12 protein-coding genes are annotated in these 11,607 nt (G+C 34.7%); all 12 read right to left on the bottom strand.

Annotated features, from left to right (window positions below; genetic code table 11):
* Positions 1-46 precede the first annotated feature (46 nt).
* Complete coding sequence (locus tag WA340_RS13285; RefSeq protein WP_336129444.1) at positions 47-1,615, bottom strand: class I SAM-dependent methyltransferase; 1,569 nt, start codon at positions 1,613-1,615, stop codon at positions 47-49.
* Positions 1,600-1,776 (bottom strand): hypothetical protein, encoded by a 177-nt coding sequence (locus tag WA340_RS13280; RefSeq protein WP_336129443.1) that lies wholly within the window; start codon positions 1,774-1,776, stop codon positions 1,600-1,602. Before WA340_RS13280 ends, WA340_RS13285 begins: the two co-directional genes overlap by 16 nt.
* Before the next feature lie 3 nt (positions 1,777-1,779).
* Positions 1,780-2,745, bottom strand: coding sequence for a hypothetical protein (locus WA340_RS13275; RefSeq protein WP_336129442.1), 966 nt, complete (start codon positions 2,743-2,745; stop codon positions 1,780-1,782).
* A complete protein-coding gene (locus WA340_RS13270; RefSeq protein WP_336129441.1) occupies positions 2,738-4,516 on the bottom strand; it encodes an Eco57I restriction-modification methylase domain-containing protein in 1,779 nt (592 codons plus the stop codon). Before WA340_RS13270 ends, WA340_RS13275 begins: the two co-directional genes overlap by 8 nt.
* A 2-nt stretch (positions 4,517-4,518) precedes the next feature.
* A complete protein-coding gene (locus tag WA340_RS13265) occupies positions 4,519-4,854 on the bottom strand; it encodes a helix-turn-helix domain-containing protein (RefSeq protein ID WP_121666347.1) in 336 nt (111 codons plus the stop codon).
* A 280-nt stretch (positions 4,855-5,134) separates the two neighbouring features.
* Positions 5,135-6,715, bottom strand: a complete 1,581-nt coding sequence (locus WA340_RS13260) for a type IV secretory system conjugative DNA transfer family protein (RefSeq protein ID WP_121666348.1) — start codon at positions 6,713-6,715, stop codon at positions 5,135-5,137.
* A 2-nt stretch (positions 6,716-6,717) separates the two neighbouring features.
* On the bottom strand, positions 6,718-7,749 hold the full coding sequence (gene mobB, locus WA340_RS13255; RefSeq protein WP_274639503.1) for a MobB family relaxase: 1,032 nt from the start codon (positions 7,747-7,749) through the stop codon (positions 6,718-6,720).
* 11 nt (positions 7,750-7,760) lie between these two features.
* Positions 7,761-8,141, bottom strand: coding sequence for a BfmA/BtgA family mobilization protein (locus tag WA340_RS13250; protein ID WP_121666512.1), 381 nt, complete (start codon positions 8,139-8,141; stop codon positions 7,761-7,763).
* Between the two features lie 432 nt (positions 8,142-8,573).
* On the bottom strand, positions 8,574-8,747 hold the full coding sequence (locus tag WA340_RS13245; protein ID WP_336129440.1) for a hypothetical protein: 174 nt from the start codon (positions 8,745-8,747) through the stop codon (positions 8,574-8,576).
* Between the two features lie 36 nt (positions 8,748-8,783).
* Entirely contained in the window at positions 8,784-9,164 is a 381-nt protein-coding gene (locus WA340_RS13240; protein ID WP_121666351.1) for a DUF6876 family protein, read from the bottom strand.
* 76 nt (positions 9,165-9,240) lie between these two features.
* Positions 9,241-9,585 carry a single-stranded DNA-binding protein gene (locus WA340_RS13235; RefSeq protein WP_121666352.1) on the bottom strand — a complete coding sequence of 115 codons (345 nt, stop codon included), beginning with the start codon at positions 9,583-9,585 and terminating at the stop codon, positions 9,241-9,243.
* 973 nt (positions 9,586-10,558) lie between these two features.
* Complete coding sequence (locus tag WA340_RS13230; protein WP_274639502.1) at positions 10,559-11,395, bottom strand: DUF932 domain-containing protein; 837 nt, start codon at positions 11,393-11,395, stop codon at positions 10,559-10,561.
* Positions 11,396-11,607 lie beyond the last annotated feature (212 nt).

Here is an 11,607-nt window from a genome sequence, read left to right as displayed (position 1 = left end):
GTTTTAGTTTTTCAATTCAGTTAAAAAATTCTCAATTTGGCATTGGCTATTTTTTCCCTCTATTCAATCTTCGGTTAGACAGCTTTTTCCAAATACTATCCGCTAAGTCAATTTCTTCATCAGTCAAGCCATAATTTTCTTTTAATATTTTTTCGTTAGTAATTTTCAGTAATTCCGAAATGTCTTTCTTTTCACGAATCATTTTGTCAATAATCGGCAGTAATTCCGAATTTTTTTCGCTGTAAGGCAAGAGAATTCTTTCCACTTCGTTAGGCATTAATTCCAAAACTCCACCACCGTGACTTCTTCCACAAATCTCTGCAAAAGCAAATGATAGAGAATTGTAATAACTAGCAGTCAATGCTTTTATGTCAGCTTTTTCTTTAACGGTTACTCTGTGCATAGTATCCGTTGTAAAAGCTTCTGCTTCGTTAATTATTAATTTTGGATACTTATTGTTTCTCCGAATAAACAATGCGTCTGATATTCTTTGAGAAGGCACAATTTGCCATTCATCACGTATTCTACATTTATAACCTTTGTGTATTTTATTTTCTTCTCCCCAAGCAATGTAATCCCTAGCTCCAATTGAGCCATTTAGTTCGTCCATTTTTGGAAATGATAAAAAGTGTGTTCGTGCTTCCGAGTTTCTGTTTTTAATCCAATCTTTTTCTGTGAAAATCGCACTTGGAACTTGAACACTTCTACCAACTAATGGTTTTGCATACTTTTCTAAATTGTAGAATTGTACAATAGAAAGCGGAACTGTGAAAAATGGATTTGAACCTGTTGTAATACCGACCTCTACTTTTGCGTATTCTTTAAGTCTTGGAATTATTTTGTCGTTTTGAAGCTTTTCTAAAAAGTCAATTTCGTTTTGTTCAAGGAAATAAAAAGTCCATTTGTTGGATTTGAAATCAATTTTCTTCTTCGGGCTTTTTAATTTTGATACATCTAGTTTTTCAAGTTCTTCTGCATCTTTCAATTCTAAATGTTCAATTAAATGTGTTTTAGAGTTATTTTTCTCACACAACAAAAGAACTACTTCTTGTTGAATGTCTGGAAATACCAACTTTTCAAAAGAAACAATGTTTATTTTATTATAAAAATGAGCTAAAAACTCTCGTAAAGGTTGAGCATACGAAACTTGTAGTATTTCGGCTGGCAATACAAATCCAATTTTCCCTTCTTCTTTTAAAAGTAGGGAAGAGCCAACAACAAACGAAACCCAAGCATTTGTTAGTTTAGAATACTTTAGTTTGGCTTTGTCGAAAATCTGTGAAGCAAATTCTTGTTGTTCTTTGTCAAAATATTGGTAGCGAATGTAAGGTGGATTTCCGACTACCAAATCAAATTTTTGTATGGTGTTAATGCAGAAATCGTGAAAATCGGTATTAATAACGTTGGTCTTGTCCAAGCCAATTTTTTTAGACTTTTCAGCTTCAATTTCGTCAAATTCTATTGCAGTTATTGAATTATATTCGTAATCACCTTTTTGTATTTCTTCAAGAAATACACCATCTCCACAACTTGGTTCTAAAATATCAAGTTGTTTGTTACCGTTAAATGCCCATTTTAAAATGAATGATGCAATTGGTTTTAAGCCAAAGTCCATTCAGCTATGCCATTTGGCAATTTTTCATCAAACCAATGCCAAATATCAAAACGATATGTCCCTTTTTCCCAATGATAAAAATCTTCGTCAATTTCATCATTTAAGTCAATAGGAATATTTGAAAATTCTTCCCACATAATTTTTAAGTTTTCTATTGTCATAAATTACGATTTCAAGTTATTTTCAATAATTGAAATAAATTTCATTAACTCTTCTTCTGTTGTTATAAAAACTTCATATCTCTCATTTCCAATACTTCCTTTTTTCTTTCTTCCAGGACGTATTCTGTCATCAACAATAGAACCTAAATCGACTACTTCGTTAATATCCGTATTTATTAATAAATAACATTTTCTTCCTGTTTTTCCAGCGTATCCTTGAATTGAAAATGATTGATTTTTAACTCCAACTTTTATCTTTGTTGCTTGAACTTCTAAAGTTGTTTCTTTTGAAGTGTTGAGTGCTTCATAAAATATTTTGAATAACCTTTGAGCCTCTTCTTTTCCATATAAAAATGCTTCAACATCAGCATATAAAGACTTTTTGTTATCTATAATATTTTTAATTTTTCGTAATTTTTCTGCATTCTCTTTTTCAATTAGGTCGTCAGGGTCATTATTGATGTAATCAATTAAAAGCAATTCATTTTCAAACCAGATGTAACGAATTAATGTAGTTAGATTTTTGCTCTTGCTTTTCTTGACTCGTTCAATATCAGTTGACGAATAACTTTTAGCAATCATAACCACTTCTATAGATTCTTGAGAAATTTGGTCAAACTGTGGTAAATCTGCTTTGTAGGTTTGTAGAGACATAAGATAGATTTGACTGAAATTATCTTCGATATAATCTTTATAATCACTTACTTGATTTCTGATATTTTTATCTTTATTCTTTTTAAGTTCAAAAACAATAAACTTATTGGTTTTTGGATTGAAAGCAAGAATATCAATCCTTCCAGAAGTTCCTCTGCTTCGAACATTTCCTTCGATGCTAAATTCACTTTTAATAAAAGTGTATTGTGGAAAAAAATCATTCCAGTTTTCAGATAGAAATATATTTAGTTCAGCTTCTGATTTATCTACAACTTTTATAAGTTTTTTTGATTGCGTTGAAAATAGTTTAAGCATATAATTTATTTTTTTGTGCGTTAGTTTGCGTTAGGGATAGAAGCGGTATCCTTTTTACTGCTGTTTCGCAGTAAAAAGATTTAGCGGATAGCCCGACCCGCAGGGAAACGCCCAAATTATTATCAAACTGTTTGCAAGATGAATCAAATTTTGACTTATAAATAGGTAATTCAAGAGGTGTAAACTCTTTCATATGCTCTGTAGCCATATAAGGCGGATTGCCTACAATTACGTCAAAACGAATTTTGCCAAAATTAAAAGGATTTATTTCAACTTGATTTTTTTTATTTGTTTCTGATGACTCAATTAGGCTATTTCCAAACTGAATATTTTGGTCAAGAGTTGGTAAAGCAGGTGTTGTTATTGTTGCATTGTCTTCATTTTCTAGAAGCTTCAATAACAGGCCAAATTTACAGGCTTGAACTGCATTGTAATCTTTGTCAATTCCAAAAATGCAACTTTCTAAAACTTTCTTTTTGAGGGCAAAAGGTAATTTATAAGTGTTTATTGATGTCTGAATTAATTTTGTTTGGTCACTTGATAAGTAGAAATCTACGAGTGTGTCTTGAAGTAATTGATAAGTTTCGAGTAAAAATGCACCAGAACCACAAGCAATATCTGCAAATGATGAATTTAAAATTTCATCAACATTTTTGTTTTTGCAATGCTCTACAACTGTTTGCCTTAGAATATCTTGAATAATAAAAGTTGGTGTTGTAACAATATCCCTATCAACATTTTCAGGTTTCTTTTTTAAGAGAATTTGCCCGTTTTCTATAGCTAGTTGTTCTCCAAGAAATATTTCATAGATGTTCCCTAGAATGTCCGAAGCAAAAACTGAAAAGGAATAAGTACTTTCAGGGAAATATAAATCTTTGATGATTTCCCAAAATGCAGAAGAGCTATCAGAAACTACTTTTTCGGTTAACGGTTGATTAAATAAGCCTGCGTTATATTTTTTGTCTGCTTCTTTGAATTTTTTGATAAGCGAAGCGAAATCATTATTTTCTGCAAAGTTTAAAAGCATTTTATAGGTTTCTAAATTTCGGTCCTCACAAACTCTTAAAAATATGATACTATTGATATAAGATTGTACAATATCGTTTAATTCTTCAATGCTTAGTTCAGGTTTATGCGAGTAAATTTCTTTACCTAAAACGATTCGCCATTCGTTAATATGGGAAAGGAATAAATCATCTACACTTGAAAGTTTTAACTGTTCTTCAATTTCTTTCCAAGTTTCATCAAATTCTCCAGAATAAACAGCTTGGTTGCTTAGTTGTTTTTTGATTTCCTCAAAAGCTGACTCATATTCTGTATAGTGATAAAGATTGATTCTAGATTTCGTTACTGCATCATCTTTTCCAACTTTTTGTGAGCAATCATAGATTGCCAAATATTCAAAATTTGATAGAACTGAAATTTTAAGTTTTGCGGTAAAACCATATCTACGTATTTGCTTTGCAGGTTCGTTATCGTTTTCAATTTTTACGTTTGGTTTTTTGGCTTCTAAAAAGAATTTTCGCTCTGAAAATAGTCGAAAAGTATAATCAGGCTTTTTTGTGTTAGAACTAGCATCTGCTTTTAGTCCTTCTTCAACTAAGACTTCACGTTCGTTAGTTGGCTTTCCAGTCGAGTTTTTAATATCCCAACCAAGCATTTCAAATAAAGGGTCAAGAAAATCAGTCCTAAGCTGAGTTTCGTTGTAGTCCGCTTTTAGGTATGCGTCTCTATTCGAATGATATTTTTTAATAAGGTCTTTAATGTTCATATTTATTTCAAGTCCAATGAACCTTGTTTAAGATTCTTATTTTTTAAATATTTAATTTTTTCTTCTGCCACTTTCAGGATTTCGTTGGTATTTTCTTCTTCAATAATCTGATAAGCTACTTTGTCGCTAAAAAGAATAAGTCCAAGAGTTTTTTCCTCAATTCCGAACAATTCCGCCAAAACTGGAAGCATTTCTTTATTAGCACTTCTTTCTCCACGTTCAATTTTCCCCAATGTTGATGGGTCAATGTCAAGTTTTGATGCAACTTTTCTTATCGGAAGATTTTGGTCTTCCCTCAATTTCCGCAAGTACTCTCCAAACGATTGTTTCGTATTCATTTCCTTATATTTTTCCTGAAAATATATTCAGGACAATAATTGTCCAAATGTAGTTATTTTTTTTGGGTTCCAGTGAGAAGAGCGGTGGGAAACTTAAGCTCTAATGCTTTTTTGAGCGTTGGATTTAGCGTTGGCTAAAAACAAATGTGCTTGAATATGCGGTTGGCTTTTCAGCTTGCAGGTATAGTTATATCGCAACTAAATATACATATATCACGTAAATTTTTAGGGATAAAGAAGCTTATTAAGATATTCCGCTTTGAAAATTTATACTTCTCCATCACTTAAAAATCGACCTCGCCTCATCATAAACCCTCTCAAAATTAGCTTCTAAATCAACATTTGAATACTGCTTCGTTTCCTGCGGAAGCTCTCTTTTAATATTAGACAGTTTAAACTGTACCTTCTTGTCCTTCCCATCCGCATACGTAATAAACTCGCCTTGCTTTAACCTGAAAAATACATCTGCTCGTATTTTCGGGATTTCCTTTTCGCCTGTGGTAATACGTGTATCAAAATCCAGATTATGACCACGACTTACGCTTTTGGTTGGGTCTTTGATGATTTCAAAAAAGCGTTCGTAGTATTTGGCGGTGTCTGGGTCGTTTACTTTACCAAAAAACTGGTATGATAAATTACTCAAAATTGCCTTGCTTGCCTTATCGCCATACATCATATCGTTTTGTATTTTATCCTGCATTACATAAATCGTAGCAATATTGTAGCTTCTCAATGTTGCCGGAATGCGGTGCATATTTAACAAGCGAATGGTTGGTGCTTCTTCCATTAATAAAAATGAGGGTTTGGAATTACGCACACTCATTTGCTTTGTAATAGTGTGAATAATGGTTGCAATTACTGGCGAATAAGACGTTTCATATTTTGGATTGTTCACTACCGAAATTATGGCAGGATTATCCTCACCATTAATATTCAAAGGTACTTCGTCTGCGGACAATGCCATAAAAATCCGTTGTGTGCTAATTCGTTTCAGCGCATTTGCCAAAGTACTTTTTACACCAGCGGTCTGTCTGTCAGAATCCTTACCACTAATAAAAGCATCTGCCATTGCTCTCGATGTGGTGTTGGTTTCCAAAAACTGCACGAGGCTATCCGTATCAAGGTATTGGTAGATAGCTATTAAATGAGGAAGTGTGCAAAATTGCGGATAGGTAGTTTTTAGTTTCCAGATTAACCCACCAATCAAACCTTCAGCGGCATCGTTAAAGAACTTTGTAGTTCCGGTTGTTCCACTTTCTCTTTGCTCTAAAAGATTTTCAATTAGCACTCTTGAAACCTCGTTTACGCTTTCCTCGCTCTCTAAATAGCGTGGTGCAATGGGATTTACCCGATGGATGATTTTATCGAAGGAAATGACCTTAAACGGCATATCGTTATCCTTAAAAAGTGGATATGCCATTTCGGTCAATTCAAAATCTTTATAGTCGTGAATAATTCCGCAGAAGCGCTCTTTCCGGAAATGCTTCAAAAATCCATAAATCACACTTTCAGTCTTACCACTTCCCGCAGAGCCGATGACGGATGCGCCACGTTTAATATTATCTAATTTGAAGTTCCCTTTGTTTGTAGCAAAATTGACTTGGTACTTGGTATTTCCGTTTTGTACATTTTCAGTTTTATGCAGAAATACATATAGTCCTGTATTAATTAATAGTAGAGGACAAACCAAATAGAGTAATAGCGATACTAATTCGTTTCCCTCTGAAATATAGAACACAAAAATTGAAAGCAATATAAAATTCAAAAGAAACGCATATCTACTTACCCGAAAAAACGCATAGAAAACAGTACTGGCTAAACCAATAATTGAAAGTATCGTTATGAGATTGTTTATTTCCATACTTAGACTCCTATTGAACTTGATTTTATGGCCACCTCTACGCCACGTCTTAATCGCTTAAAAACTCGAAGCGCAATTTGTGCCTGACTTACTGGAATACTTGGTACTATTGGCAATCCAGATTTTGTAATCATTTTAAAAGCCAATGCTTTTTCATTTGCTGGTAATTTCATCAAAGCAGCGAAATATAGATTGGGATTTTTTACAAAATCCTTTCGTGCTTTATAGGTCTCGGCAAAATTGCGTTTGTAGCCAAATTTTGTATCGAAGGTTTTTTCTGCTTTGTCGAAAAATTTGTTTCGGTCAAAACCCCGTTTTACTTTTTTTCCGTGCATTTCAACCTCTGAAGCTTTGTGTTTACTACCAGGTGAAAGACTTACGGAATTGGAAGCATCTTTTCGGCTTACGATGATGTGAATATGACTTTGGTTTCCATCTTTTGGCATTCCCTGTACAATCCGTTTTCCATTTTGTTGATGTGGTGCTTGGCGTTCTAGTTTGGCAATTTCCCTGTTCATCTTTTTAGTACTCCCTTCCGCTCGTCCGTCTTGAATATTTCGTATTTCAGTTTTGAGTTGAAGTATTTTTGTCGCGAAAGGTTGGTTCTCTTTTATCTGAATATCTGTGCCTTTAAAGGTTCGTTGATGTTCAATTTTCGCATAGTATTTTATGTCATCAATAGTTATAGGTCGCCCACTTATTTCCCGATTGAAACTCGACACATAATCCTTCATCAGCTCACGAGTGTAGGTTTTTAAATCTTGGCTATTGTTCTTTAGTTTTCGTAATTCATACTTTGAAGGACTGACCGTAATCGAATAAAACTTGGGTTCTTTCTTTTTTAATTTTGCGGTATTTCCATCAATTTCTTTGACCACTTCTTCAGCGGAAATTTCATCGCCATATTGATTGAAAAAGTGTTCCATATCTCGTTGCTCTAAACCTTCATTTTCTTTTTCTAAATAGCCTACAAAATCCGCTGAACTTTGGCTATAATTACCACCCATTTTTTGAGCTGTGATTGTGATATACATAGTTCAAATATTTATAGCTGATTACTCGGATTTTGCTTTTCGCGAAAGCGGACTTCCTTCTTTTCTTCGGCATATTTCTTTTCAACAATCAAAGGTTTTTTTACAGGTTCTTCCATTTCAAAAAGGGATTGAATCATCGCCACCGTGGGTTTGGTTTGTGTCTTTTCAACATCTCGCATTATTGCAATAACTGCATTGATTCTTTTTAAAAGTTTTGCTTCGATAGTTCGCCCTGTCGGTCCTAGTTTTTCTTTTGGCGAAATTTCGTTGTAGAAGAAAAAATCGAGCATCGTAGCCATTGCCTCGGTGTGCGATTTGAAGTAAGTGCGTGAGAAAGTCTGGAAACGTTTTGCAGTTTCCTTTTTAAATCTAATTCCAATAAATGAGTCCATATTTCGCCGATTTGTCGCAAAATCTTCCCTAAAAATGGGCATTCACAGCCCATTTGTCGCAAATCGCTGATTGTTAGGAAATTAAAATATGTTCAAATCGCTGATATTCAGCAATTTGAAAACGAAAAGGAATCCGAAACATCGCGCAGCGTGTTACCCTCTTGCTATTCCTTTTCGTCACGCGCAAGCGTGACAAAAATCCATACAATCCGGCTAAAAAGCCGATTGCCATTTTCAGGGAAAATGATTTTCCGATATGTTATTTTTCGATGTCTACGGTTATCGGCGAAAGTCGAAAAGTGGATAACCCTACTTAAATTTGAATGCTGAATTTCAGCAAAATAAAGATACGTTTTTTTCTTGACTATATGTTAATTGCATAGAAAAACACCTCTAAAATTTTAGAGGTGTTCGTTGCTCTATATAATAGTGCTAAATGTTGAAAACGAAATTATAGGTGTATAAGTTTTTAATCATTTCCTCGTCAATCAAGTTTTCATAATTTGCACCAGTTTCTTCCACATATTTATTTATGGATTCCCCATAAAGATGTGTTACGTGTTCTCTCGAAACCTGTAAAAGTTCCTCTTGTTTTTCCTCGCTCAAATCTTGAAATTTAATATACATCATAGCTTCAAAATTTTAATATTCGCTTGGTAACATCAGCGTATCATTTACAAAAAATAACCGCAGTTCATCGAGTGGAAAATCGGTTGCTCTATATCCTTGCTTTTCCAAAATATTATCATTGCCATCGCTGTAAATTATCTCGGCTTCATATCCCGAATAATCCTGTTTTTCTTCGGACAATCTTTTAAAGTCGATTGTGATAAATTCGCTTCGGTTCATCAGACTTTTTGCAATTACGGACGTGTCCGTAATGAGCCAAAAACATTCTGCTACTTCGGATAAGTATTTCAATCCGTCCGTAAAACGGGTTCGCAATAATGGGATTTGATAAAACATTTCTGTTCCACTAAAATATTGCAATCGCTCTTTTATTTCGTTAACTTGTGCTTTCATTGTACATATATTTAATGTGTGAATAATGAAAAGAGGGCGAAACTTTCGACAGGTGCGCCCTCTTTAATTTTGAAGATTACTTGTCGCTCTTGCTTCCAAGTAATAGGATTTCATCGGCTATAACTTCGGTAACATAGCGTTGTTCGTTATCATCAGTTGTATAGCTTCGGGTTTTAAGTTTTCCCGATATTCCAACTTCTTTGCCTTTTTCGACAAATTTCTCAACGATTTCAGCAGTCTTGCCCCAAGCTACTACGGTATGCCAGTTGGTGTCCGTTTGCTTTTCGCCTTTACTGTCTTTGTAATACTCGTTTGTAGCAAGTGAGAAGCGGGCTACTTTCTTACCGCTTTCAAGGTTCGTAATGGTTGGTTCTTGTCCAACGTTTCCAATTAACTGTACGTGATTTCTAATAGTACTCATAATAAAAAGATTTGTGTCTGCTTTGTATCAGACTGGTTTATATTTCCCCTATTTGTTTTAAACTGAATTAAATTTTAAGGGGTGTTTGTTCTTTTCTTCTGTGCACTGCACAATGGATAGAGTGGGTTTTGTCAAGACTTTTCGGGCAAAATCAGGTGTGTTTGCGACGTAGTAAAATCCTTAGATTTTCAAGGAAGTAGAAACCTTATTTTTCACTAAAACTTGTATAGTCTTGACAAGTTCCATAAGGGCATTAGCAATTCTTTTAAACGCAGTTGCGTTTGAGCGTACCGACAGTTAAGCGAGATAAGCAGCTGTGTTTATATTAGAATTGGTTATGTCGTGCCTGTTTTTCGACGCCCCGAAAAACAACAAAGGCTTTATCCATTATAAACCCCTTAAAATATGTAAGGCAGCGGTTCGGTTTTTAAGGATTTTCGATTGAGGGCTCAAGAAGACCGCGCCGAAAATCCTGTTAAGAAAACCGAAGGGATGACTTTCCGATGAAAAACGGACTTAATTCTCAATTTTGGCAAAGGAATGAAGTGTTCCTTCCCAGCATAGCGGGAAGGGTTAGCGGAATGGAAAGCTAAAATTGGGGATTGTGTCCAAGACCTTTGTAATGAAGCTCTTTTCACGAAATGTAGCTTTTCGCGAAATGCAGGGGAATGTGCTGAACGGATTAAGAAAATTATTTATTCTCATTATGCAGGATTTAAAGCGGACTTGACTTTGAAGGTGTAGGTTGGAATGCAGTTTGACCGCTTCCCGACTTTTCTCGGGAATGAACGGGCAAGTGGAATGGAAAACGGAAGCTTTGAAGTTGTGTCCAAGATTATTATAGGAAAGCGCTTTTCCCGGAATGAAGCTTTTCGCGAAATGTAGGGGAATGTGCTGAACGGTATTGCTTTTAAACCTATAAATAGCAAGCACAAAAAAATCCAGTTTAAGGTACTGGATGAACCTTTTGGCTTTATGCCATAGCATAGACTTCATTAAACAGCTTTTTATCCAATCGTTCTTGTTGGCCAAAGCTTTTCTTTAAGACATTATGAAGTACTGAATTAAACGCATTGTAACCTAACCAAAGATTTGGTTCTTCATTGAGCAACAAAGCTTCATAGTTTAAGATTTCGATGACCTCACGAGATTTTTTCGACGGGTCGCTGTTCTTGTCGCTACATTCATACCGGAACAGTTTCGTCCTGTCAAGAATCGCTTTCACAAATTCCTGTGTATCGATGATTTTAAATTCTTTCATCTTGTCGAATTTCTTGGTAATGGTGTAGAATTCGTTGTCCAGAAATTTATCGAAAAGATTGTTCAACCTCGGCATAATTAAGTGCGTATTGTTCTTACTGTGCTTTATGGAAAACTCGATTTCAGCCTGTGAAACGTGCAGACCATTTGAGCACACTTCTCTATAAAACCCAAAGTGACCAGAGGTCTTTTCACTTCCGTCATACGAGTTTTTGAACCGAAGCATCGGAAGTATCAAATCTTTATCGTTCTTGACAGTAAACTGGCTTTTGTCATCGATAATAAAGTCAGTAATGAACGACCTATCATTCTTGTTTATGGTGCGTTTGTGGAAATTCAGTTGTGCATCGGTTAACATCTCCTCGGCTTTCTTGAAGAACAGTTGGTTTGGAATATGGCCATAACTGTTCGAGACCACATTGACGATTTTGCCATTTGAAATAATGGCATTTTCAAGCCCTCTTCGAGATTCCATCTGTGTAAGACTTTTTAAGGATTTCATTTCTGATGGAACAAAGATTTCATCCTGTTGCAAATTTTGTAAATACATAGTTTTTGAATTTTAGTTAAACAATATTTGAGCAGTACCCAAACGGAAGCTAAAATCTCAGCTCAAAAGGAAACGGAATAAATAAGCGTAGGGTGTTGCGTGGGCTTTATGCCGTAGTCTTTTGATGGGTGTATTTTACGAGTTTACCTTTGCGCTAACTATTGATTGATAACCCCTTCCTTATGAACCCAACTTTCAAAACACTATCATAA

The organism is Mesoflavibacter sp. CH_XMU1422-2 (assembly GCF_037029245.1).
GTDB classification, from domain to species: Bacteria; Bacteroidota; Bacteroidia; order Flavobacteriales; family Flavobacteriaceae; genus Mesoflavibacter; species Mesoflavibacter zeaxanthinifaciens.
This window is presented reverse-complemented; position numbering and strand designations above follow the sequence as displayed.

Coding starts and splice junctions, on each gene's coding strand:
- WA340_RS13285 (WP_336129444.1), bottom strand. CDS start 1,615: ATGGACTTTGGCTTAAAACCAATTGCATCATTCATTTTAAAATGGGCA.
- WA340_RS13280 (WP_336129443.1), bottom strand. CDS start 1,776: ATGACAATAGAAAACTTAAAAATTATGTGGGAAGAATTTTCAAATATT.
- WA340_RS13275 (WP_336129442.1), bottom strand. CDS start 2,745: ATGCTTAAACTATTTTCAACGCAATCAAAAAAACTTATAAAAGTTGTA.
- WA340_RS13270 (WP_336129441.1), bottom strand. CDS start 4,516: ATGAACATTAAAGACCTTATTAAAAAATATCATTCGAATAGAGACGCA.
- WA340_RS13265 (WP_121666347.1), bottom strand. CDS start 4,854: ATGAATACGAAACAATCGTTTGGAGAGTACTTGCGGAAATTGAGGGAA.
- WA340_RS13260 (WP_121666348.1), bottom strand. CDS start 6,715: ATGGAAATAAACAATCTCATAACGATACTTTCAATTATTGGTTTAGCC.
- mobB (WP_274639503.1), bottom strand. CDS start 7,749: ATGTATATCACAATCACAGCTCAAAAAATGGGTGGTAATTATAGCCAA.
- WA340_RS13250 (WP_121666512.1), bottom strand. CDS start 8,141: ATGGACTCATTTATTGGAATTAGATTTAAAAAGGAAACTGCAAAACGT.
- WA340_RS13240 (WP_121666351.1), bottom strand. CDS start 9,164: ATGAAAGCACAAGTTAACGAAATAAAAGAGCGATTGCAATATTTTAGT.
- WA340_RS13235 (WP_121666352.1), bottom strand. CDS start 9,585: ATGAGTACTATTAGAAATCACGTACAGTTAATTGGAAACGTTGGACAA.
- WA340_RS13230 (WP_274639502.1), bottom strand. CDS start 11,395: ATGTATTTACAAAATTTGCAACAGGATGAAATCTTTGTTCCATCAGAA.